General features: G+C 66.6%; 10 protein-coding genes, 1 tRNA gene and 3 rRNA genes. 13 read left to right on the top strand and 1 reads right to left on the bottom strand.

Annotated features, from left to right (window positions below; translation table 11 throughout):
- The first annotated feature begins 88 nt into the window (after positions 1–88).
- From ACT1U9_RS07235 to ACT1U9_RS07210, 6 genes are all read left to right on the top strand, one after another.
- The gene (locus ACT1U9_RS07235; protein WP_444537543.1) at positions 89–1,774 is read left to right on the top strand and encodes a ribonuclease J; all 1,686 of its coding nucleotides are present in this window, start codon (positions 89–91) and stop codon (positions 1,772–1,774) included.
- Positions 1,775–2,317: 543 nt separating this feature from the next.
- Positions 2,318–3,843 (top strand): 16S ribosomal RNA (locus ACT1U9_RS07230).
- 280 nt (positions 3,844–4,123) lie between these two features.
- Positions 4,124–7,244, top strand: a 23S ribosomal RNA gene (locus ACT1U9_RS07225).
- Positions 7,245–7,320: 76 nt separating this feature from the next.
- A 5S ribosomal RNA gene (gene rrf / locus ACT1U9_RS07220) occupies positions 7,321–7,437 on the top strand.
- The 16S, 23S and 5S rRNA genes sit together here, the layout of an rRNA operon.
- Before the next feature lie 98 nt (positions 7,438–7,535).
- A complete protein-coding gene (locus tag ACT1U9_RS07215) occupies positions 7,536–8,213 on the top strand; it encodes a DegT/DnrJ/EryC1/StrS family aminotransferase (protein ID WP_444537542.1) in 678 nt (225 codons plus the stop codon).
- A gap of 112 nt (positions 8,214–8,325) precedes the next feature.
- Positions 8,326–8,401, top strand: a tRNA-Thr gene (locus ACT1U9_RS07210).
- Between the two features lie 94 nt (positions 8,402–8,495).
- Here the strand turns inward: ACT1U9_RS07210 and ACT1U9_RS07205 are convergent.
- A complete protein-coding gene (locus ACT1U9_RS07205) occupies positions 8,496–11,198 on the bottom strand; it encodes a SpoIIE family protein phosphatase (protein WP_444537541.1) in 2,703 nt (900 codons plus the stop codon).
- 296 nt (positions 11,199–11,494) lie between these two features.
- Here ACT1U9_RS07205 and ACT1U9_RS07200 point away from each other — a divergent pair, with 296 nt between their 5' ends.
- The 7 genes from ACT1U9_RS07200 (at position 11,495) to ACT1U9_RS07170 (ending at position 24,711) form a co-directional block, all read left to right on the top strand.
- The gene (locus tag ACT1U9_RS07200; RefSeq protein WP_444537540.1) at positions 11,495–16,954 is read left to right on the top strand and encodes a HAMP domain-containing protein; all 5,460 of its coding nucleotides are present in this window, start codon (positions 11,495–11,497) and stop codon (positions 16,952–16,954) included.
- A gap of 244 nt (positions 16,955–17,198) precedes the next feature.
- Entirely contained in the window at positions 17,199–17,879 is a 681-nt protein-coding gene (locus ACT1U9_RS07195; RefSeq protein ID WP_188275554.1) for a response regulator, read from the top strand.
- A 173-nt stretch (positions 17,880–18,052) separates the two neighbouring features.
- Positions 18,053–20,863, top strand: a complete 2,811-nt coding sequence (locus ACT1U9_RS07190; protein ID WP_444537539.1) for a DNA translocase FtsK — start codon at positions 18,053–18,055, stop codon at positions 20,861–20,863.
- 255 nt (positions 20,864–21,118) lie between these two features.
- Positions 21,119–21,973, top strand: a complete 855-nt coding sequence (locus ACT1U9_RS07185; protein ID WP_444537538.1) for a RodZ domain-containing protein — start codon at positions 21,119–21,121, stop codon at positions 21,971–21,973.
- A 70-nt stretch (positions 21,974–22,043) separates the two neighbouring features.
- Entirely contained in the window at positions 22,044–23,519 is a 1,476-nt protein-coding gene (rimO, locus tag ACT1U9_RS07180; protein ID WP_444537537.1) for a 30S ribosomal protein S12 methylthiotransferase RimO, read from the top strand.
- Complete coding sequence (gene pgsA / locus ACT1U9_RS07175; RefSeq protein WP_444537536.1) at positions 23,516–24,205, top strand: CDP-diacylglycerol--glycerol-3-phosphate 3-phosphatidyltransferase; 690 nt, start codon at positions 23,516–23,518, stop codon at positions 24,203–24,205. The genes rimO and pgsA overlap by 4 nt, the downstream gene beginning before the upstream one ends.
- On the top strand, positions 24,202–24,711 hold the full coding sequence (locus ACT1U9_RS07170) for a CinA family protein (protein WP_444537535.1): 510 nt from the start codon (positions 24,202–24,204) through the stop codon (positions 24,709–24,711). Before pgsA ends, ACT1U9_RS07170 begins: the two co-directional genes overlap by 4 nt.
- The last annotated feature ends 38 nt before the right edge of the window (positions 24,712–24,749 follow it).

The following is a 24,749-nucleotide window of genomic DNA, read 5'->3' as shown; positions in this document are numbered from 1 at the left end:
GAAGAACCAACAGACAACAGCAAGTGCACGAATGTCATGCGCGCCACGTGCCTTACAGGTACGTGGCGTGTGTGGTGAGGAGAGTCTTTTGAGTCATCCGCATCCCGAACTCGGCACCCCGCCGAAGCTTGCCAAGAACGGCCTGCGCGTCACCCCGCTCGGCGGTCTCGGCGAAATCGGCCGGAACATGACGGTCTTCGAGTACGGCGGACGCCTGCTCATCGTCGACTGCGGCGTGCTCTTCCCCGAGGAGGAGCAGCCCGGCGTAGACCTGATCCTGCCGGACTTCAGCAGCATCAGGGACCGCCTCGACGACATCGAGGGCATCGTGCTCACGCACGGCCACGAGGACCACATCGGCGGCGTCCCGTACCTGCTCCGCGAGAAGCCGGACATCCCGCTGATCGGCTCCAAGCTGACCCTCGCGCTGATCGAGGCCAAGCTCCAGGAGCACCGCATCCGTCCGTACACGCTGGAGGTCGCCGAGGGCGACCGAGAGCGCCTGGGCCCCTTCGACTGCGAGTTCATCGCGGTCAACCACTCCATCCCGGACGCCCTCGCGGTCGCCATCCGCACCCCCGCGGGCATGGCCGTCCACACCGGCGACTTCAAGATGGACCAGCTCCCGCTGGACCGCCGTCTGACCGACCTCCCCACCTTCGCGAAGCTGGGCGAGGAGGGCATCGACCTGCTGCTGGTGGACTCCACCAACGCCGAGGTCCCCGGCTTCGTGCCGCCCGAGCGCGACATCTCGAACGTCCTGCGCACGGTCTTCGCGAACGCCCAGAAGCGCATCATCGTGGCCAGCTTCGCCAGCCATGTGCACCGCATCCAGCAGATCCTGGACGCCGCCCACGAATACGGCCGCCGGGTCGCCTTCGTCGGCCGCTCCATGGTCCGCAACATGGGCATCGCCCGTGACCTGGGCTATCTGAAGGTCCCGGCCGGACTCGTCGTCGACGTCAAGACGCTGGACGACCTGCCGGACGACGAGGTCGTGCTCGTCTGCACGGGCTCCCAGGGCGAGCCGATGGCGGCCCTGTCCCGGATGGCCAACCGCGACCACCAGATCCGGATCGTCCAGGGCGACACCGTGATCCTGGCGTCGTCCCTGATCCCGGGCAACGAGAACGCGGTCTACCGCGTCATCAACGGCCTGACCCGCTGGGGCGCCAACGTCGTCCACAAGGGCAACGCCAAGGTGCACGTCTCGGGCCACGCCTCGGCCGGCGAGCTGCTGTACTTCTACAACATCTGCAAGCCGAAGAACCTGATGCCGGTGCACGGCGAATGGCGCCACCTGCGGGCCAACGCCGAGCTCGGCGCCCTGACCGGTGTGCCCAAGAACCACATCGTCATCGCCGAGGACGGCGTGGTCGTCGACCTGGTCGACGGCTCGGCGAGGATCGTCGGCAAGGTCCAGGCGGGTTACGTGTACGTGGACGGCCTCTCGGTCGGCGACGTCACCGAGTCCTCGCTCAAGGACCGCCGCATCCTCGGCGACGAGGGCATCATCTCGGTCTTCGTGGTGGTCGACTCGACCAGCGGGAAGATCGTCAGCGGCCCGACCATCCAGGCCCGCGGTTCCGGCATCGAGGACTCGGCGTTCACGCCGGTGCTCTCGAAGATCGAAGAGGCGCTGAACAAGTCCGCCCAGGACGGCGTCGTCGAGCCGCACCAGCTCCAGCAGCTGATCCGCCGCTCGGTCGGCAAGTGGGTCTCGGACACGTACCGCCGGCGCCCGATGATCCTCCCGGTCGTCGTAGAGGTCTGACGGATCGTCTGACACCACCGGCGTACGCCCGGAGCGGGGCCCCTCGATTTGCGTCGGGGCGCCCCGCTCCAGTACGTTTACATCTCCTCCAGACGGGAACCCGACACCTTCGCGTGTCGCCCGCGTCACCGACGCGGGAGCCGGGAACCGGATGGGTCGGAAAATCCGACATCAGAATCTCTGATAAAGTCGGAACCGCCAGAAAGGGAAAGCGCGAAAGCGAAAACCCCGGAAAGCAAATCCCGCCGACACGGGAATCGGACACGAAAGAGTCTGATAGAGTCGGAAACGAAGGAAGCGCCCGGAGGGCCCGGAAACGGGAACAAAGGAAGCGTCCGTACCTTGAGAACTCAACAGCGTGCCAAAAGTCAACGCCAGATTGACAACCCCGGCCCACCGCTTGTCGGTTGGGTTGGAGGTTCCTTTGAAAAGTCCATCCGCTTGCGGGTGGCAACAACACAGCGAGGACGCTGAGGACAACTGGTCATATTCCGACCGGGTTGTTCCGCTCTTTCGTGGTGTGCACCGGATTACCGGTAAACATTCATGGAGAGTTTGATCCTGGCTCAGGACGAACGCTGGCGGCGTGCTTAACACATGCAAGTCGAACGATGAAGCCCTTCGGGGTGGATTAGTGGCGAACGGGTGAGTAACACGTGGGCAATCTGCCCTTCACTCTGGGACAAGCCCTGGAAACGGGGTCTAATACCGGATACGACCTGGAAGCGCATGCTTCTGGGTGGAAAGCTCCGGCGGTGAAGGATGAGCCCGCGGCCTATCAGCTTGTTGGTGGGGTAATGGCCTACCAAGGCGACGACGGGTAGCCGGCCTGAGAGGGCGACCGGCCACACTGGGACTGAGACACGGCCCAGACTCCTACGGGAGGCAGCAGTGGGGAATATTGCACAATGGGCGAAAGCCTGATGCAGCGACGCCGCGTGAGGGATGACGGCCTTCGGGTTGTAAACCTCTTTCAGCAGGGAAGAAGCGCAAGTGACGGTACCTGCAGAAGAAGCGCCGGCTAACTACGTGCCAGCAGCCGCGGTAATACGTAGGGCGCAAGCGTTGTCCGGAATTATTGGGCGTAAAGAGCTCGTAGGCGGCTTGTCACGTCGGATGTGAAAGCCCGGGGCTTAACCCCGGGTCTGCATTCGATACGGGCTAGCTAGAGTGTGGTAGGGGAGATCGGAATTCCTGGTGTAGCGGTGAAATGCGCAGATATCAGGAGGAACACCGGTGGCGAAGGCGGATCTCTGGGCCATTACTGACGCTGAGGAGCGAAAGCGTGGGGAGCGAACAGGATTAGATACCCTGGTAGTCCACGCCGTAAACGTTGGGAACTAGGTGTTGGCGACATTCCACGTCGTCGGTGCCGCAGCTAACGCATTAAGTTCCCCGCCTGGGGAGTACGGCCGCAAGGCTAAAACTCAAAGGAATTGACGGGGGCCCGCACAAGCAGCGGAGCATGTGGCTTAATTCGACGCAACGCGAAGAACCTTACCAAGGCTTGACATATACCGGAAAGCATTAGAGATAGTGCCCCCCTTGTGGTCGGTATACAGGTGGTGCATGGCTGTCGTCAGCTCGTGTCGTGAGATGTTGGGTTAAGTCCCGCAACGAGCGCAACCCTTGTTCTGTGTTGCCAGCATGCCCTTCGGGGTGATGGGGACTCACAGGAGACTGCCGGGGTCAACTCGGAGGAAGGTGGGGACGACGTCAAGTCATCATGCCCCTTATGTCTTGGGCTGCACACGTGCTACAATGGCCGGTACAATGAGCTGCGATGCCGTGAGGCGGAGCGAATCTCAAAAAGCCGGTCTCAGTTCGGATTGGGGTCTGCAACTCGACCCCATGAAGTCGGAGTTGCTAGTAATCGCAGATCAGCATTGCTGCGGTGAATACGTTCCCGGGCCTTGTACACACCGCCCGTCACGTCACGAAAGTCGGTAACACCCGAAGCCGGTGGCCCAACCCCTTGTGGGAGGGAGCTGTCGAAGGTGGGACTGGCGATTGGGACGAAGTCGTAACAAGGTAGCCGTACCGGAAGGTGCGGCTGGATCACCTCCTTTCTAAGGAGCACAGTACCGATTGCAGGCAAATGTTCTGCACGGTCAGCTCATGGGTGGAACGTTGACTATTCGGCACTTCCGGAAAGATTTCACTAGTACTGCTTCGGCGTGGAACGTGAGAGACGATCTGGGAGGGCCGGGCACGCTGTTGGGTGTCTGAAGGTGCGGCCGGTAAGGCCAAAGTCTTCAGTTGCCGGCCCCAGTGCACTCACTACTTGTTGGTGGGGTGATGGGTGGCTGGTCGTTGTTTGAGAACTGCACAGTGGACGCGAGCATCTGTGGCCAAGTTTTTAAGGGCGCACGGTGGATGCCTTGGCACCAGGAACCGATGAAGGACGTGGGAGGCCACGATAGTCCCCGGGGAGCCGTCAACCAGGCTTTGATCCGGGGGTTTCCGAATGGGGAAACCCGGCAGTCGTCATGGGCTGTCACCCATGCCTGAACACATAGGGCATGTGGAGGGAACGAGGGGAAGTGAAACATCTCAGTACCCTCAGGAAGAGAAAACAACCGTGATTCCGGGAGTAGTGGCGAGCGAAACCGGATGAGGCCAAACCTATGACGTGTGAGACCCGGCAGGGGTTGCGTCGTGGGGGTTGTGGGATCTCTCTTTCACAGTCTGCCGGCTGTGAGACGAGTCAGAAACCGTTGATGTAGGCGAAGGACATGCGAAAGGTCCGGCGTAGAGGGTAAGACCCCCGTAGCTGAAACATTGACGGCTCGTTTGAGAGACACCCAAGTAGCACGGGGCCCGAGAAATCCCGTGTGAATCTGGCGGGACCACCCGCTAAGCCTAAATATTCCCTGGTGACCGATAGCGGATAGTACCGTGAGGGAATGGTGAAAAGTACCGCGGGAGCGGAGTGAAATAGTACCTGAAACCGTGTGCCTACAAGCCGTGGGAGCGTCGCATACGTGCTTGCACGTATGTCGTGACTGCGTGCCTTTTGAAGAATGAGCCTGCGAGTTAGCGGTGTGTAGCGAGGTTAACCCGTGTGGGGAAGCCGTAGCGAAAGCGAGTCCGAACAGGGCGTTTGAGTTGCACGCTCTAGACCCGAAGCGGAGTGATCTAGCCATGGGCAGGTTGAAGCGGAGGTAAGACTTCGTGGAGGACCGAACCCACCAGGGTTGAAAACCTGGGGGATGACCTGTGGTTAGGGGTGAAAGGCCAATCAAACTCCGTGATAGCTGGTTCTCCCCGAAATGCATTTAGGTGCAGCGTCGTGTGTTTCTTGCCGGAGGTAGAGCACTGGATAGGCGATGGGCCCTACCGGGTTACTGACCTTAGCCAAACTCCGAATGCCGGTAAGTGAGAGCGCGGCAGTGAGACTGTGGGGGATAAGCTCCATGGTCGAGAGGGAAACAGCCCAGAGCATCGACTAAGGCCCCTAAGCGTACGCTAAGTGGGAAAGGATGTGGAGTCGCAGAGACAACCAGGAGGTTGGCTTAGAAGCAGCCACCCTTGAAAGAGTGCGTAATAGCTCACTGGTCAAGTGATTCCGCGCCGACAATGTAGCGGGGCTCAAGCGTACCGCCGAAGTCGTGTCATTGCAGCATGAGGGCCAACGCCCGCTGTGATGGGTAGGGGAGCGTCGTGTGCCGGGTGAAGCAGCAGCGGAAGCTAGTTGTGGACGGTTCACGAGTGAGAATGCAGGCATGAGTAGCGATACACACGTGAGAAACGTGTGCGCCGATTGACTAAGGGTTCCTGGGTCAAGCTGATCTGCCCAGGGTAAGTCGGGACCTAAGGCGAGGCCGACAGGCGTAGTCGATGGACAACCGGTTGATATTCCGGTACCCGCTTTGAAACGCCCAATATCGAATCCATTAATGCTAAGGCCGTGAAGCCGCCCTGGAGTCTTCGGACAAAGGGGAGTGGTGGAGCCGCTGATCCAAGGTGGTAGTAGGTAAGCGATGGGGTGACGCAGGAAGGTAGTCCAGCCCGGGCGGTGGTAGTCCCGGGGTAAGGGTGTAGGGCGCTGTCTAGGCAAATCCGGACAGCATGAAGCCTGAGACCTGATGCCGAGCCGATTGTGGTGAAGTGGATGATCCTATGCTGTCGAGAAAAGCCTCTAGCGAGTTTCATGGCGGCCCGTACCCTAAACCGACTCAGGTGGTCAGGTAGAGAATACCGAGGCGTTCGGGTGAACTATGGTTAAGGAACTCGGCAAAATGCCCCCGTAACTTCGGGAGAAGGGGGGCCATCACCGGTGATGAGTCTTGCACTCTGAGCTGGGGGTGGCCGCAGAGACCAGCGAGAAGCGACTGTTTACTAAAAACACAGGTCCGTGCGAAGCCGTAAGGCGATGTATACGGACTGACGCCTGCCCGGTGCTGGAACGTTAAGGGGACCGGTTAGTCACATTTCGGTGTGGCGAAGCTGAGAACTTAAGCGCCAGTAAACGGCGGTGGTAACTATAACCATCCTAAGGTAGCGAAATTCCTTGTCGGGTAAGTTCCGACCTGCACGAATGGCGTAACGACTTCTCGACTGTCTCAACCATAGGCCCGGTGAAATTGCACTACGAGTAAAGATGCTCGTTTCGCGCAGCAGGACGGAAAGACCCCGGGACCTTTACTACAGTTTGATATTGGTGTTCGGTTCGGCTTGTGTAGGATAGGTGGGAGACTGTGAAGCAGCCACGCCAGTGGTTGTGGAGTCGTCGTTGAAATACCACTCTGGTCGTGCTGGATGTCTAACCTGGGTCCGTGATCCGGATCAGGGACAGTGTCTGATGGGTAGTTTAACTGGGGCGGTTGCCTCCTAAAGAGTAACGGAGGCGCCCAAAGGTTCCCTCAGCCTGGTTGGCAATCAGGTGTTGAGTGTAAGTGCACAAGGGAGCTTGACTGTGAGACCGACGGGTCGAGCAGGGACGAAAGTCGGGACTAGTGATCCGGCGGTGGCTTGTGGAAGCGCCGTCGCTCAACGGATAAAAGGTACCCCGGGGATAACAGGCTGATCTTCCCCAAGAGTCCATATCGACGGGATGGTTTGGCACCTCGATGTCGGCTCGTCGCATCCTGGGGCTGGAGTCGGTCCCAAGGGTTGGGCTGTTCGCCCATTAAAGCGGTACGCGAGCTGGGTTTAGAACGTCGTGAGACAGTTCGGTCCCTATCCGCTGTGCGCGTAGGAATATTGAGAAGGGCTGTCCCTAGTACGAGAGGACCGGGACGGACGAACCTCTGGTGTGCCAGTTGTCCTGCCAAGGGCATGGCTGGTTGGCTACGTTCGGGAGGGATAACCGCTGAAAGCATCTAAGCGGGAAGCCTGCTTCGAGATGAGTATTCCCACCTCCTTGAGAGGGTAAGGCTCCCAGTAGACGACTGGGTTGATAGGCCAGATGTGGAAGCCTCGTAAGGGGTGGAGCTGACTGGTACTAATAGGCCGAGGGCTTGTCCTCAGTTGCTCGCGTCCACTGTGTTTGTTCTGAAATAACGAACAGCTGTGTCAGTGCCAGCGTTCAAATTTCATAGTGTTTCGGTGGTCATAGCGTTAGGGAAACGCCCGGTTACATTCCGAACCCGGAAGCTAAGCCTTTCAGCGCCGATGGTACTGCAGGGGGGACCCTGTGGGAGAGTAGGACGCCGCCGAACAAATCTTCAACGCTGGTCCCCGAGCTTCGGCTCGGGGACCAGCGTTTTTTTATGCCCGCTCACCTGTTGTTCATATGGTGAGAGCACCATGCCCAGCTATGGGGATCATCGCAGGGCTGAAGTCCGCAGGCTTCGCGGCCGGGGACGAAGTGATCGTGTCGGCGTACGACGACGGTGAAGTGGCCCGTGCGGTGGTCGCGGCCGGGGCCGTGCCGGTGTTCGCCGACATAGACCCGGACACCTACTGCCTCGGAGTCGGGGGCATCGAAGCCGTGGTCACCTCGCGGACCGCCGGGCTCGTGCTCGTACACCGCTTCGGACATCCGGCGGACTCCGAGCAGTTCCGCCAGCTCGCGGCCCGGTTGGGGCTGGTCCTGGTGGAGAAGCACGAAGACGACGGCCAGGTCGGCGATGTCGCCCAACGGCGGCAGCACGCAGGGTACTTGGACCGGCGGCTCGTCGGCGTACGCACACCCGTACCGGCCGATGGGCACGGGTATCAGCGGTACGTCGTGCGGGTGCCCGGGAACGGGCGGCCCGATCGGGACGCGTTCGCGCGGCTGTTGCGGCGGCGCGGGGTGGAGTGCGAGGTGCCCGTGGTCACTCCCGTACACAGGACGCGGGAGTTCCGGCGGGTCGGGTGTGTGCTGCCGGAGACCGAGCGGGCGGTGGACGAGACGCTCGCGCTGCCCCGCCTCGACGGTCTTTCGGACGCCGGCGTACGGAAGTTGGTCTCGGTCTGCAACGCGCTCGGCGGGCTGCTTCAGCCTGCCTAGCGGGGTGTCCGGCGCGCACCCGTGAGGAACGGGTGCGCGTGGTTCGGAACACCGTCTGATTCAGGGTATGCTTTATCTCGTTGGTGAGGGGGAAACCCCGAAACAACAACCGGCCCCTATAGCTCAGTCGGTAGAGCGTCTCCATGGTAAGGAGAAGGTCTGCGGTTCGATTCCGCATGGGGGCTCCACAGCAGGACGAAAGGCCCCGCCCAATTGGGCGGGGCCTTTCGCGTATCTGCCCGCGTATCCGCCCTCTCCGGGAGGGCGGATACGGTCGTCCGGCTATCGCTTGGGCTGTTCCGGGATGCGCATCGACAGGATCGCCATGTCGTCGGACGCGGGCTCGGCGGCGAAGCGCTCCACCGCGCGCAGGACGCGGGCCGCGACGGCGCCGGCGGTCAGGCCCGTACAGGTGGCGAGGACATCGGTCAGACCGTCGTCGCCGAGCATCCGGGTGCCCTCGCGGCGCTCGGTGATGCCGTCGGTGACGCAGAGCAGGACGTCGCCCGGGTCGAGGGTGATCGTCTGCTCGTACAGCTCCAGGTCCTCCATGACGCCGAGCAGCGGCTGAGGCTCGGCGGCGGGCTCCACCGTGCCGTCCTGGCGCAGGCGCAGCGGGAGCGGATGGCCCGCGCAGACCACCTTGAGGACCGCGCTGCCGTCCTCCTGGGGCCACAACTCGCCGTAAAGCAGCGTCAGGAAGCGGCTGCGGGCGCCCTCGTCGAGGATCGCCGCGTTGAGGCGCTCCAGGACCGCCGGGCCGCCGAAGCCCTCGCGGGCGAGCAGACGCAGCGCGTGCCGGGCCAGGCCCGTGACGGCCGCCGCCTCCGGGCCGGTGCCGCAGACGTCGCCGATCGCGAAGCCGTACGCGCCGTCGCGGATCGGGAAGAGGTCGTAGAAGTCGCCGCCCACCTCGTTGCCCTCGCCGGCCGCGCGGTAGATGACCTCGACCTCGACGCCGGGGATCTGGGGCAGGCCCGGCGGCAGGAGGCTGCGCTGGAGGGAGCGGCTGATGGCCATGCGCTCCGAGTAGAGGCGAGCGTTGTCCAGGGCCAGCGCGGCCCGTCGTGAGAGGTCCTCGGCGAGCTCCAGGATCTCCTGGCGGAAGTGGTCGTCGGAGGGCTTGCCGAGCGTGAGCATGCCGATGACGCGGTTACGGGCGACCAGCGGCAGGACGACCGTCTCGCCGCCGACGGCCGCCGCTGTGGACAGCGTGGTGCCGAGGCCGCTGCCCAGGTACGGGCTGGTGCCGCGGCCGAGGTCGCGCATCGAGGTGCGCAGGGCGGCCTGGTGGGCCGCCTCGGCGGGGGCGGTCCACACGCGCGCGCCCGGCGTGGGCACCGGCTCCGGCGGGGCGATCTTGGAGAGCAGTGCCTTCAGGCCGTCGATGCGCTCCTCGTCCTCGTGCAGGACATAGGAGAGGTACGGGTCGGACGCCTGGTCCGCGATTGTGTACACCGCGCACCAGGTGGCGAGAGTGGGGACGGTCATCTGCGCCATCAGGGCCAACGTCTGGTCCCGGTCCAGAGTTCCCGCCAGCAGGTCGGAGGCTTCGACGAGGAAGCTCAGCGAGCCGCGGCGCAGTCGTTCGAGCTCGCCCAGGCGCGCCGATTCGACGGCGAGCGCGATGCGGTCGGCGGCGAACTGGAGGCGCAGCGCTTCTTCGTTGGAGTAGCGGCCGGGGGCTTCGGCGGCGACGCCGAGGGAGCCGGTGAGACGGCCCTCGACCTTGAGCGGGACGGTGACGACCGAGCGCATGCCGGAGCCGCCGAGGATCGGGACGGCGCCGGGGACCGTGGCGAGGTCCTCGTGGACGGCGGGCATCCTGGCCGAGCCGTAGCGGCCGGTGCCGGCTTCGACGGGCACGCGCGCGAAGCGCTGGCGTGCGGACGGCAGGCCCGTGGTGGCCCGTACTTCCAGTTCGGTCTCGTCGTCGGTGGCCAGGAGCAGGAACGCGGAGTCGCCGTCGAGCATGTCGCGGGCGCGTTCCACAGTCCGTTGCAGCAGGCCGTCGAGGTCGTCGGGGGCCGGAGAGCCGATGAAGACCTCGAACGGGTCGACATGGCGACTCTCGCCGAGGGTTGCCGGATCGGCGGCGGGGGCGCGTACGGGGGTCTGAAGGACGGCCCGTTCGTCGTCGCGCACCAGCAGGCAGACCGTGGAGGGCTCGCCGTCGGTGTCGCGTACCCGCAGATGGGAGGCGTACACGGGCAGGACGCGGCCGTCGGCGCCGCGGATGCCGTAACTGCCTTCCCAGCGCGATAGTTGCAGGGCCTCGACGATGCCGGTGGAGGTGCCGGGGGTGTGCGGCCAGGCGGCGAAGTCGGTCAGCGGCTTGCCGGTGACCTGCTCGGCGGGGTAGCCGAAGAGCTCTTCGGCGTCCTCGTTCCAGGCGCTGACGGCGCCGGTGCGGTCGATCTGGATGACCGCGACGCGGACTCTGCCGTCGGTGACGGGAAGGAGCGCGATGGGCAGCGCCGGGCCGGCCGAGCGGGTGCCCACGGGGCGGGCGGGGAGGTCGAGTTGGAACCAGACGTGCTTCTTGGTCGGCGTGTACTCAACGCCCCAGCGGGAGGCGATGGCCGCGCAGAGCAGGAGGCCGCGGCCGTTCTCCCGGTCGGGGCCTGCGACTTCGGCGGGGGAGGCGTGAAGCGGAACTTCACGTTCGGGGTAGTGGTCGGCGACCTCGACCCGGACGCCGTCCTCGGAGCGCAGACACAGGACGTCGGCGGCGGTGCCGGCGTGGACCACCGCGTTGGTGACCAGCTCGCTGGTGAGGACGACCGCGTCGTCGACGACGTCCGCGTACCCCCAGCCCTGCAGTGTGTCGCGGACGAAGGCGCGGGCGGTCGCGACGGACCGCCCGACGGGTTCGAAACTGGCTGCCGCCCGCGCGGTGATCACAGAACTCCTCGTACGCGTCTCGACTGCGGGTTTCCCCTGCCGGGGCTCGGGAAGGTGCCCCCCGGGAATCAACACTCCCATGTGTGGCCCGCTCCCTCCGGTGTCCCGTGGTCGTCCTTGTGGCGCCCCGCCCCCAAGCTCTTACCAAGCAGGGGGGAACCCACACCGGACGGACCGGGGCGGTTGGACAGCCGGAAGCCAGGTTACTTACCTTCACTGTCCTGGCGGATGCCGGTCACCAGTGTTTCCGCCCTCCGAGGGCGGGGACGGTATGCGAAGCTGCCGAACTGTTATGGCCGGGTTCGGCCATGGTGAAACACTGGGAAGGCTTCAGAGAAAGCCCGACGAGGGCGGTCGACCCCTGCGGGAGGGACACGGTGGAGTCTGGCGTGGCGGCGCGTGGCAAGAGCACGCGCGCGAAAGGCGGACGTTCCCGCAGCCATGGGACGACCGAGGTGGACACGGCTGCGCTGCAGCGGCTGCTGGCCGCTCTGGCGTCGATGCGGGACGGGAACTTCCGCAAGCGGCTGACCGTCTCCGGCGACGGTGTGATGGCCGAGATCGCCGCCGTGTTCAACGAGGTCGCCGACCGCAATCTCCATCTGACCGGCGAGATCGCCCGGGTCCGGCGGATGGTCGGGCGGGAGGGCAAGCTGACCGAGCGCCTGGAGAACGGGGCCTGTGAGGGCTCCTGGGCGGCCGCCATCGACGCCTCCAACGCCTTGGTGGACGATCTGGCGCGGCCGGTCTCCGAGGTCGGCAGGGTGCTGTCGGCGGTCGCCGAGGGCGATCTGGAACAGCGCATGGACCTGCGCTCGCACGGTGTGGACAACGCGGAGCGCCCCTTGCGGGGCGAATTCCTCAAAGTGGGGCGAACCGTCAACAATCTGGTCGACCAGTTGTCGGCGTTCACCGACGAGGTGACGAGGGTCGCCCTGGAGGTCGGTACCGAGGGCAAGCTCGGCGGTCAGGCCCAGGTGCGTGGAATGTCCGGTTCGTGGAAGGATCTCACGGATTCGGTGAACACGATGGCGTACCGGCTGACGGCCCAGGTACGTGACATCGCTCTCGTCACGACGGCGGTCGCCAAGGGTGATCTGTCGCGCAAGGTCACCGTGCATGTGGCCGGTGAGATGCTCCAGCTGAAGAACACCGTCAACACGATGGTCGACCAGCTCTCCTCCTTCTCCTCCGAGGTGACCCGTGTCGCGCGCGAGGTCGGTACCGAGGGCGAGCTCGGCGGCCAGGCCCAGGTGCCCGGCGTCGCGGGCGTGTGGAAGGACCTGACCGACTCTGTCAACCTGATGGCGGGCAACCTCACCGCCCAGGTGCGCGGCATCGCACAGGTGACGACGGCGGTCGCCAACGGCGATCTGTCGCAGAAGGTCACGGTCAACGCGCGCGGTGAGGTCGCCCAACTCGCCGAGACCATCAACCAGATGACCGAGACACTGCGTACGTTCGCGGACGAGGTCACCCGGGTCGCCAACGAAGTGGGTGCCGAGGGTCTGCTCGGCGGGCAGGCGCAGGTGCCGGGCGCGGCGGGGACCTGGAAGGACCTCACGGATTCGGTCAACACGGTCTTCCGTAACTTGACCACGCAGGTGCGCGACATCGCCCAGGTGACGACGGCGGTCGCCAACGGTGACATGACCCAGAAGGTCACGGTCGATGTCGCGGGCGAGATGCTGGAGTTGAAGAACACCGTCAACACGATGGTGGACCAGCTGCAGTCGTTCGGTTCCGAAGTGACCAGGGTCGCGCGCGAGGTCGGCGTCGAGGGCCGGCTCGGCGGGCAGGCCGAGGTGCCGGGCGCGGCCGGTACCTGGAAGGACCTCACCGACTCCGTCAACAACGCCTTCCGCAACCTCACCGGCCAGGTCCGCAACATCGCCCAGGTGACGACAGCGGTCGCCAACGGCGATCTGTCGCAGAAGGTCACGGTCGACGTCTCCGGCGAAATGCTGGAGCTGAAGAACACCGTCAACACGATGGTCGACCAACTGGCGTCGTTCGCCGACCAGTTGACGCGGATGGCCCGTGACGTGGGCACCGAGGGCCGGCTCGGCGGTCAGGCGCGCGTGGACGGCGTCTCCGGTACGTGGAAGGGCCTCACCGACTCCGTCAACTTCATGGCGGGCAACCTGACCTCGCAGGTGCGCCAGATCGCCCAGGTGACCACGGCGGTCGCGCGCGGTGACCTCTCCCAGAAGATCGACGTGGACGCGCGCGGCGAGATCCTGGAGCTCAAGAACACCATCAACAACATGGTCGACCAGCTGTCCGGCTTCGCCGAGCAGGTGACCCGCGTCGCGCGCGAGGTGGGCACCGACGGCCGCCTCGGCGGTCAGGCGCAGGTGCCCGGCGTGGCCGGTGTGTGGCGCGATCTGACCGACTCGGTGAACGGCATGGCCGGCAACCTCACCGCGCAGGTCCGCAACATCGCCCAGGTCGCCACCGCGGTCGCACGCGGTGACCTGTCCCAGAAGATCGACGTGGACGCTCGTGGCGAGATTCTTGAGCTCAAGAACGTCCTGAACGCGATGGTCGACCAGCTCTCGAACTTCGCGGAGCAGGTCACCCGGGTCGCCCGCGAGGTGGGCACCGAGGGCATCCTGGGCGGCCAGGCCGAGGTCCAGGGCGTCTCGGGCACCTGGAAGGACCTGACCCAGTCCGTCAACTTCATGGCCAACAACCTGACCTCGCAGGTGCGCAACATCGCCGAGGTCACCACGGCGGTCGCCAAGGGCGACCTGTCGAAGAAGATCACTGTCGACGCCAAGGGCGAGATCCTGGAGCTGGTGACGACCGTCAACACGATGGTCGACCAGCTCTCCAACTTCGCCGACGAGGTGACCAGGGTCGCCCGTGAGGTGGGCACGGAGGGCATCCTCGGCGGTCAGGCCCGGGTGCGCGGGGTGACCGGCATCTGGAAGGACCTCAGCGACAACGTCAACCTGATGGCCGCCAACCTCACCTACCAGGTGCGCAACATCGCGCGCGTCTCGGCGGCGGTCGCCAACGGCGATCTGACCAAGAAGGTCACGGTCGAGGCGCGCGGCGAGGTCGCCGAGCTCGCCGACACCGTCAACACGATGGTGACGACGCTGTCCTCGTTCGCCGACCAGGTCACCAGGGTCGCGCGCGAGGTGGGCACCGACGGCATCCTCGGCGGCCAGGCCCGTGTCCCCGGTGTCTCCGGTACGTGGAAGGACCTCACCGAATCGGTGAACTCCATGGCCGACAACCTCACCGGCCAGGTGCGCCAGATCGCCACCGTCACCACCGCCATCGCCAAGGGCGATCTCACCAAGAAGATCGACATCGACGCGCGCGGTGAGATCCAGGAGTTGAAGAACACCATCAACACGATGGTCGACCAGCTCTCCTCGTTCGCCGTGGAGGTGACCAGGGTCGCGCGCGAGGTGGGTACCGAGGGACAGCTCGGCGGCCACGCGCGCGTACGCGACGTCGACGGCACCTGGCGCGATCTGACCGAGTCGGTGAACGAGATGGCCGGGAACCTGACCCGGCAGGTGCGCGCGATCGCGGCCGTCGCCACCGCGGTGACCCGCGGCGACCTCAATCTGAAGATCGACGTGGACGCGGCGGGCGAGATCCAGGCCCTCCAGGACAACATCAACACGATGATCGCCAACCTGCGCGACACCACCGTCGCCAACAAGGAGCAGGACTGGCTGAAGGGCAACCTGGCCCGTATCTCCGGTCTGATGCAGGGCCGCCGGGACCTGGACGACGTCGCCTCGCTGATCATGACCGAGCTGACGCCGGTCGTCTCGGCGCAGCACGGCGCGTTCTTCCTGGCGCTGCCCACCGGTGGCACCGCCGAGGTCGGCGGTGACGAGGACAGCCCGTACGAGCTGAGGATGCGCGGGAGTTACGGCTACTCGGCGGGCTCGATGCCCACCTCGTTCCGGCCCGGCGAGACGCTGATCGGCACGGCGGCGGAGGAGAAGCGCACCATCTTGGTGGAGAACGTGCCGCCGGGCTATCTGAAGATCTCCTCCGGGCTCGGCGAGGCGCCGCCCGCGCATGTGATCGTGCTGCCGGTGCTCTTCGAGGGGAAGGTCCTCGGGGTGATCGAGCTGGCGTCGTTCCAGCCGTTCACGCACATCCAGAAGGACTTCCTCAACCAGATCGCGGAGATGATCGCGACCAGCGTCAACACGATCAGCGTCAACTCCAAGACCGAGGTGCTGCTCAAGCAGTCCCAGGAGCTCACGGAGCAGCTGCGCGAGCGCTCCGCGGAGCTGGAGAACCGGCAGAAGGCGCTCCAGGCCTCCAATGCGGAGCTGGAGGAGAAGGCCGAGCTGCTGGCCCAGCAGAACCGTGACATCGAGGTGAAGAACACCGAGATCGAGGAGGCGCGGCAGGTCCTGGAGGAGCGCGCCGAGCAGCTCGCGGTCTCGATGCGCTACAAGTCCGAGTTCCTGGCCAACATGTCGCACGAGCTGCGCACGCCGCTCAACTCGCTGCTGATCCTGGCCAAGCTGCTCGCCGACAACGCCGAGGGCAACCTCTCGCCCAAGCAGGTCGAATTCGCCGAAACGATCCATGGTGCGGGTTCGGACCTGCTCCAGCTGATCAACGACATCCTCGACCTGTCCAAGGTCGAGGCGGGCAAGATGGACGTCAGCCCGACCCGGATCGCGCTGGTCCAGCTCGTCGACTACGTGGAGGCGACGTTTAGGCCGCTCACCGCGGAGAAGGGGCTCGACTTCTCCGTACGGGTCTCTCCGGAGCTTCCGGCGACGCTGCACACCGACGAGCAGCGCCTCCTCCAGGTGCTGCGCAACCTGCTGTCGAACGCGGTGAAGTTCACCGACAGCGGCGCGGTGGAGCTGGTGATCAGGCCCGCGCACGCCGATGTCCCGCACGCGATCCGCGAACAGCTGCTTGAGGCGGGCTCGTTGCGGGACGCGGACGCCGATCTGATCGCGTTCTCGGTCACCGACACCGGGATCGGCATCGCGGCCAGCAAGATGCGCGTGATCTTCGAGGCGTTCAAGCAGGCCGACGGCACGACCAGCCGCAAGTACGGAGGCACCGGTCTCGGTCTCTCCATCAGCCGGGAGATCGCGCGGCTGCTCGGCGGCGAGATCCACGCGGCGAGCGAACCCGGCCGCGGCTCCACCTTCACGCTCTATCTGCCCCTTCACCCCAGCGAGTTGCCCCCGCAGGGCTATCCGCAGCTGCCGCCCGGCGGCGAGACGGGGGCCGTTGGGGCAGGATCCGGTGCCCGGCAGGACCTTGTTCCGCAGGAGCTCGCGCCGCCCGCGCCGAGCGAGGCACAGGTGGGCGCGGCCGGACTGTTCCGGCGCCGCCGCAAGACGCTGGGCGTGGACGGACAGATTCCGGCGCTGCCCGGGCAGCAGCCGGGGGCTCCCCAGGAGGCCTGGGCGCAGGAGCCGGAGCGGGCGCCCGCGCGCACCTTCCAGTTCGGCGGCGAGAAGGTTTTGATCGTCGACGACGACGTACGGAACGTCTTCGCGCTCACCAGTGTCCTGGAGCAGCACGGGCTTTCGGTGCTGTATGCGGAGAACGGCCGGGAGGGCATCGAGGTCCTGGAACAGCACGAGGACACGGCTGTTGTCCTGATGGACATCATGATGCCGGAGATGGACGGGTATGCCACGACTTCGGCGATTCGTCGGATGCCCCAGTTCGCCGGGCTGCCGATCATCGCGCTCACCGCGAAGGCGATGAAGGGCGACCGGGAGAAGGCCATCGAGTCCGGCGCTTCCGACTACGTCACCAAGCCGGTCGACCCTGATCATCTGCTCTCGGTGATGGAGCAGTGGATGCGAGGGAAGTGATCGGTGGCTGTACGGTTCACCCCGAGTTGCTGACTGAGTGTGGCCGAAGGCGTGTGAGGCGGCGGTATTCGGGGAACCTTCTGGTCTCCCACTACGTTTCTGCTACGTGCACAGTGACATCGCGGTGACAGGGTGTGGCGACAGGCGGGGTGCGGCTACCATGACCGGCACAAGGACGGGCGGCGCAAGGGAGTCGTCCCCTGGGGCGGCGCCCGGCGCACTGCCGGGGCGAGGAGGACGGGCCATGGTGCAGAAGGCCAAGATCCTCCTGGTCGATGACCGGCCGGAGAATCTGCTGGCGCTGGAGGCCATCCTCTCTGCGCTCGATCAGACACTGGTGCGGGCATCGTCAGGGGAGGAAGCGCTCAAAGCGCTGCTGACGGACGATTTCGCAGTGATCCTGCTGGACGTCCAGATGCCGGGCATGGACGGATTCGAGACGGCCGCGCACATCAAGCGCCGCGAGCGGACCCGGGACATCCCGATCATCTTCCTCACGGCGATCAACCACGGCCCGCACCACACCTTCCGGGGCTACGCGGCGGGCGCGGTCGACTACATCTCCAAGCCCTTCGACCCCTGGGTGCTGCGCGCCAAGGTGTCGGTGTTCGTCGAGCTGTACATGAAGAACTGCCAGCTGCGCGAGCAGGCGGCGCTGCTCCGGCTCCAGCTGGAGGGTGGCGGCCACACGGTCGGCGACCCCAAGGAGCCGGCGGGGCTGCTCGCCGAACTGTCCGCGCGCCTGGCGGCAGTTGAGGAGCAGGCCGAGGCGCTCTCCAAACAGCTCGACGACGAGTCGGCGGACGCGGCGGCGGTGGCGACCGCGGCCCATCTGGAGCGCAAGCTGACCGGGCTGCGCAGGGCGCTCGACGCCCTGGAGCCGGGCACGGGCAGCGGCACGGCGACCCTGCCCTCGCAGAACTGACGCGCGGCCACAGACGGGCTGGTGCGGTTCCGGCGCTGAGCGTGGGTCAGCTCTCTTCGCCCGTACGTCCGTACTGAGTTGTCCGTACGTCAGCACCCTCCGCCTGTCCGACACGGACGGGTGAAGCGGCCGTCGTCGTGTCCACCGCCGTCGGCACCGGTAACCTCAGCACCATGGCCTCACGTACGTCCGGCAAGGGTTCCCAGGGCACGGCGGGCACCGCGAAGCGCACCGGCCGTACCGCGGCACCCGCCAAGAAGGCGGCGGCGCCTGCCAAGAAGGCGCCCGCGAAGAAGACTGCCGCGCCCGCGAAGAAAGCTGCTGCCAAGAAGGCGCCCGCAAAGAAGGCGGCGGCGAGCAAGCCCGCGCCCAAGCCGGCGCCTTCGCCCACAGGGGGCGTGTACCGGATGGCGCGCGCCGTCTGGCTCGGTGCCGCACACGGCGTGGGGGCGATGTTCCGCGGCATAGGGCGCGGCGCCAAGGGCCTCGACCCCGCCCACCGCAAGGACGGGCTCGCCCTGCTGCTGCTCGGCCTCGCGCTGATCGTCGCGGCGGGCACCTGGTCGAATCTGCAAGGACCGGTCGGCGACCTCGTCGAGATGCTGGTGACCGGCGCGTTCGGCCGCCTCGACCTCCTGGTGCCGCTGCTGCTCGGCGCGATCGCGGTCCGGCTGATCCTCTACCCGGAGAAGCCCGAGGCCAACGGGCGGATCGTGATCGGCCTGTCCGCCCTGGTGCTCGGCGTGCTCGGCCAGGTCCACATCGCCTGCGGCTCGCCCGGACGGAACGACGGCACCAGCGCGATGCAGGACGCGGGCGGGCTCATCGGCTGGGCCGCGTCCAAGCCGCTGGAATTCCTGATGGGCGATGTGCTGGCCGTACCGCTGCTGGTGCTGCTGACCGTCTTCGGGCTGCTCGTCGTCACCGCGACCCCGGTCAACGCCATCCCGCAGCGGCTGCGCGCCCTGGGCGCCCGTCTCGGCGTCGTCGAGCCGCTGCCCGGGGAGCCGGGCGAGGACGAGGCGTACGACGACGACTGGCGGGACGAGGAGCCCGCGCCGCGCACCCGGCGTGCGCCCGCGCGCCGCGTCGACGCACTGAACGAGATCGCCCAGGACATCGCCGAGCAGGAGGCGCTCTCGCAGCGCCGCAAGCCCCGGCGCGCCTCGGTGCAACCGGCGTTCGACGGGCCGATGGACCCGGTCGACGTGGCCGCCGCCGCGGCCGCCGCGCTGGACGGCGCCGTGCTCAACGGACTGCCGCCGTCCCCGATCGTCGCCGACCTCACCCAGGGCGTCTCCGTCGAGCGCGAGCGCCAGGACGCGACGCCGCTGCCGACGGCCCGCAGTGAGGAACAGGCCGCCCCCAAGGCCGACTTCACCAAGGCGGCGCCCAAGAAGGCGGCGCCCAGGGCGACCCCGGGCGCTCCCGACGTCGTACCGGATCTGACCAAGTCCGCGCCCGAGCACTCCGAGATGCCGGTACGGGCCGAACAGTTGCAGCTCGCCGGGGACATCACGTACGCGCTGCCCTCGCTCGACCTGCTGGAGCGCGGCGGCCCGGGCAAGACGCGCAGCGCCGCCAACGACGCCATAGTGGCCGCGCTGCAGAACGTGTTCACCGAGTTCAAGGTCGACGCCGCTGTCACCGGCTTCACCCGGGGCCCGACGGTCACGCGTTACGAGGTCGAGCTTGGCCCGGCCGTGAAGGTCGAGCGGATCACCGCGCTCGCCAAGAACATCGCGTACGCCGTCGCGAGTCCCGACGTACGGATCATCTCGCCGATCCCCGGCAAGTCCGCGGTCGGCATCGAGATCCCCAACACCGACCGCGAGATGGTCAATCTCGGCGATGTGCTGCGGCTCGCGGACGCGGCCGAGGACGACCATCCGATGCTGGTCGCGCTCGGCAAGGACGTCGAGGGCGGCTATGTGATGGCCAACCTCGCGAAGATGCCGCACGTCCTGGTGGCCGGCGCGACCGGCTCCGGCAAGTCGTCCTGCATCAACTGCCTGATCACCTCGGTGATGGTGCGGGCGACGCCCGAGGACGTACGGATGGTGCTGGTCGACCCCAAGCGCGTCGAGCTCACCGCGTACGAGGGCATTCCGCACTTGATCACGCCGATCATCACCAACCCGAAGCGCGCCGCCGAGGCACTGCAGTGGGTCGTGCGCGAGATGGACCTGCGCTACGACGACCTCGCGGCGTTCGGTTTCCGCCATATCGACGACTTCAACGAGGCGATCCGCAACGGCAAGGTGAAACTGCCCGAGGGCAGCGAGCGGGAGCTGACGCCGTATCCGTATCTGCTGGTGATCGTCGACGAGCTCGCGGACCTGATGATGGTCGCGCCGCGTGACGTCGAGGACGCGATCGTGCGCATCACCCAGTTGGCCCGCGCCGCCGGTATCCATCTGGTGCTCGCCACCCAGCGTCCGTCGGTCGATGTCGTGACCGGTCTGATCAAGGCGAACGTGCCGTCCAGGCTCGCCTTCGCGACCTCCTCGCTCGCCGACAGCCGGGTCATCCTCGACCAGCCGGGCGCCGAGAAGCTCATCGGAAAGGGTGACGGACTGTTCCTGCCGATGGGCGCGAACAAGCCGACCCGCCTCCAGGGCGCGTTCGTCACCGAGGGCGAGATCGGGGCGATCGTTCAGCACTGCAAGGATCAGATGGCGCCGGTCTTCAGAGACGACGTCACGGTCGGGCAGAAGCAGAAGAAGGAGATCGACGAGGAGATCGGCGACGACCTCGATCTGCTGTGCCAGGCCGCCGAGCTGGTCGTTTCCACCCAGTTCGGCTCGACCTCGATGCTCCAGCGCAAGCTGCGCGTCGGCTTCGCCAAGGCCGGGCGGCTGATGGACCTCATGGAGTCGCGCGGGATCGTCGGGCCGAGCGAGGGCTCCAAGGCGCGTGATGTCCTGGTCAAACCCGATGAACTCGACGGTGTGCTCGCGGTGATCCGCGGGGAGGCTCCCTGAAGGCCCGGGGCGGGCCCCGGCGGCCCGTCCCGCGACCGGTAGGACCACCCGAAAGGGAGCGTGGGGCAACCTTTTGCCTTGGTTGTACGTCCAGTTGGGCGAAGGGCAGGAACATGCCCCCCTCCTGACCCGTTAGGAGGAAGGGAGGAGGCCATTCCGATGGCGTACAAACTCCGCCCTCCCGGTTGCCCCACCCTTTCGTACCCCCCCTAGACTGAACACCCAGCAGGTGGCTCACGCTCGAAAGGCGCCCCCGTGTCCATCGGCAACTCTCCCGAAGACGACCGGCCTTCTCCCGGCGACGACGACCGGCCCTCCTTTGCTGACGACGACCGGCCCACGATCGGTCACGCCCTCAAGCAGGCCCGTATCGCGTCCGGACTGACCGTCGACGAGGTCAGTTCGATCACGAGAGTGCGCGTCCCCATCGTCCACGGGCTCGAAGAGGACGACTTCTCCCGGTGCGGCGGCGACGTCTACGCGCGCGGCCACATCCGTACGGTGGCCCGAGCCGTGGGGCTCGATTCGGAGCCGCTGGTCGCGCAGTATGACGCCGAACACGGCGGCCGCCCCGCGCCGACGCCCGCGGCGCCGATGTTCGAGGCCGAGCGGATCCGGCCCGAGCGGCGCCGGCCCAACTGGACCGCGGCCATGGTCGCGGCCATCGTGGTGGTCGTCGGCTTCGTCGGCTTCACGATGTTCAGCGGCAGCGACTCCAAGGACAAGAACACCCAGGTCGCCGAGGGGCCCACCCAGACCCAGCAGAGCCCCGCCCCCAAGCCGGCCCCGAGCACGCCCGCCGCCCCCAAGCCCGCTCCCTCGGACAGCGCCATCGCGGCCGCGCCGCAGGACAAGGTCACGGTCAAGCTGAGCGCGATCTCCGACCGCAGCTGGATCTCCGCCAAGGCGCACAACGGCAAGGTGCTCTACGACGGCCTCCTGGAGAAGGGCGAGTCGAAGACCTTCGTGGACGGCGAGAAGATCGATCTCATCCTCGGCAACGCGGGCGCGATCGAGCTCTACGTCAACGGCAAGAAGGTCGGTGACCAGTTCGAGGACGGCCAGGTGGAGCGGCTGACGTACACCAAGGGCGACCCGGTCGTCGGCTGAGCACGGCCCCCGGTTCCTTGATCAACCCTCGGGGCGGGGGCGAGGGCCGGGACAAAGTAGTCTTGAGTCCATGCCCGAACGCCGTACCGTCGCCCTTGTCACTCTCGGCTGCGCCCGTAACGAGGTGGACTCGGAGGAGCTTGCAGGCCGCTTGGCAGCGGACGGCTGGGAGCTCGTCGAGGACGCCTCGGACGCGGACGTCGCCGTCGTCAACACCTGTGGGTTCGTCGAAGCCGCCAAGAAGGACTCCGTCGACGCCCTCCTCGAAGCCAATGATCTGAAGGATCACGGCAGGACCCAGGCCGTGGTCGCCGTCGGCTGCATGGCCGAGCGGTACGGCAAGGAGCTCGCCGACGCGCTGCCCGAGGCCGACGGCGTGCTCGGCTTCGACGACTACGCCGACATCTCCAACCGGCTCCAGACCATCCTCAGTGGTGGCAGCGTGGAGGCGCACACCCCGCGCGACCGGCGCCAGCTGCTGCCGCTGAGCCCCGTCGAGCGCCAGAGCGCCGACGTGGCCCTGCCCGGCCATGCGCAGGACGCCCAGGAGAGCGCTCCCGAGGACCTGCCCGACGGCCTCGCGCCCGCCTCCGGGCCGCGCGCGCCGCTCCGCCGCCGCCTGGACACCAGCCCGGTCGCCTCGGTCAAGCTCGCCTCCGGCTGCGACCGCCGCTGCACGTTCTGCGCCATCCCGTCCTTCCGCGGCTCGTTCATCTCGCGCCGCCCCTCGGACGTGCTCGGCGAGACCCGCTGGCTGGCCGAGCAGGGCGTCAAGGAGGTCATGCTGGTCTCCGAGAACAACACCTCGTACGGCAAGGACCTGGGCGACATCCGGCTCCTGGAGACGCTGCTGCCCGAGCTCGCGGCTGTCGAGGGCATTGAGCGTGTAAGGGTCAGCTACCTCCAGCCCGCCGAGATGCGGCCGGGCCTGATCGACGTGCTGACCTCGACCGACAAGGTCGTGCCGTACTTCGACCTGTCCTTCCAGCACTCCGCGCCCGGTGTGCTGCGCGCGATGCGGCGCTTCGGTGACACCGAGCGGTTCCTGGAGCTCCTGGAGACGATCCGCGCCAAGGCCCCGCAGGCCGGTGTGCGGTCCAACTTCATCGTGGGCTTCCCCGGTGAGACCGAGGACGACTTCAAGGAGCTGGAACGCTTCCTCTCCAGCGCCCGCCTCGACGCCATCGGCGTCTTCGGCTACTCCGACGAGGAGGGCACCGAGGCGGTCACGTACGAGAACAAGCTGTCCGACGAGGTGATCGCCGAGCGGCTCGACCACCTCTCGCGGCTCGCCGAGGAGCTGACCGCCCAGCGGGCCGAGGAGCGCATCGGCGACACCGTGCGGGTGCTGGTCGAGTCGGTGGACCCCGAGGACGGCGTGATCGGCCGCGCCGAGCACCAGGCGCCCGAGACCGATGGCCAAGTGCGGTTCACCGAGGGCGCGGGCCTGACCCCGGGCCGTATCGTCGAGGCGAAGGTCGTCGCCGCCGAGGGTGTCGACCTGGTGGTGACGAGTCTCGACGTCCTTGAGGAGGCGGCCAGATGACCGGAGTCCCGGCATCCGCGGCGGGCGGTACCGGCCGGACGCCGGCGCCCGGCGGCAAGCTGGGCGCTGCGGCCGTCAACCAGGCCAGCCTCTGGAACATCGCCAACATCCTCACCATGATCCGGCTCGTGCTGGTGCCGGGCTTCGTGGTGCTGATGCTCCAGGACGGCGGCTACGACCCGGCCTGGCGGGCCTGGGCGTGGGCGGCGTTCGCCGTCGCCATGATCACGGACATCTTCGACGGGCATCTGGCCCGTACGTACAACCTGGTCACGGACTTCGGGAAGATCGCCGACCCGATCGCCGACAAGGCGATCATGGGTTCCGCGCTGATCTGTCTCTCCTCGCTGGGCGATCTGCCGTGGTGGGTCACCGGAGTGATCCTGTTCCGGGAACTCGGGATCACGCTCATGCGTTTCTGGGTCATCAGGCATGGGGTGATTCCCGCCAGCCGGGGCGGGAAGCTCAAGACCCTGGCGCAGGGCACGGCAACGGGGATGTACGTGCTGGCGCTCACGGGTCCGCTGGCCACCCTGCGCTTGTGGGTGATGGCGGTCGCCGTGGTGCTGACCGTTGTCACCGGGCTCGACTATGTGCGACAGGCGATCGTACTGAGGCGTTCGGGGCTCGCGGCGGAGCGCGCGGAGCGTGCCGCCGAGACCGCAGTGGAGGGACCGGGCCGGTGAGCGAGGCGGCCCGGGTCCTGCTACTGCTCACGGAGCGTAACCAGACGGTCGCGGCTGCGGAGTCGCTGACCGGCGGTCTGGTGGCCGCCGAGCTGACCGGGGTGCCGGGTGCGTCGAAGGCCTTCCGGGGCTCGGTGACGGCGTACGCGACGGAGCTGAAGCGGGATGTGCTGGGCGTCGACGGGGCCCTTCTGGCCGAGCGCGGGGCGGTCGATCCCGAGGTCGCGCAGCAGATGGCGGCGGGTGTGCGCGCCGTTCTGGGTGCCGACTGGGGCATCGCGACGACCGGTGTCGCGGGCCCCGGGCAGCAGGACGGACAGCCGGTCGGGACCGTGTACGTGGCGGTCCGGGGACCGGGTGGGAAAGGGAAAACCGCCGCTTTGCGGTTGAACGGCGACAGGGCGGAAATCCGTAGAGAGAGTGTACGGAGCGTGCTCGAACTGCTCTCCGGTGAACTCGGCGAAGATGCGCGGGCACAGGATACGGAACAGAACGGGGGGAATTGATGTTTGCAGCCCTGAGTGAACACGACATCGCTCCCCGC

It is taken from the genome of Streptomyces sp. BR1 (assembly GCF_052373795.1).
GTDB lineage: Bacteria > Actinomycetota > Actinomycetes > Streptomycetales > Streptomycetaceae > Streptomyces.
The sequence above is the reverse complement of the archived record's forward strand: the minus strand, read 5'-3'. Positions and strand labels throughout refer to the sequence as shown.

Excerpts from the sequence above, each read along its gene's own strand:
- rimO (WP_444537537.1), top strand. The coding sequence starts at position 22,044 with ATGCCCGAACGCCGTACCGTCGCCCTTGTCACTCTCGGCTGCGCCCGT.
- pgsA (WP_444537536.1), top strand. The coding sequence starts at position 23,516 with ATGACCGGAGTCCCGGCATCCGCGGCGGGCGGTACCGGCCGGACGCCG.
- ACT1U9_RS07205 (WP_444537541.1), bottom strand. The coding sequence starts at position 11,198 with ATGGGAGTGTTGATTCCCGGGGGGCACCTTCCCGAGCCCCGGCAGGGG.
- ACT1U9_RS07190 (WP_444537539.1), top strand. The coding sequence starts at position 18,053 with ATGGCCTCACGTACGTCCGGCAAGGGTTCCCAGGGCACGGCGGGCACC.
- ACT1U9_RS07195 (WP_188275554.1), top strand. The coding sequence starts at position 17,199 with ATGGTGCAGAAGGCCAAGATCCTCCTGGTCGATGACCGGCCGGAGAAT.
- ACT1U9_RS07215 (WP_444537542.1), top strand. The coding sequence starts at position 7,536 with ATGGGGATCATCGCAGGGCTGAAGTCCGCAGGCTTCGCGGCCGGGGAC.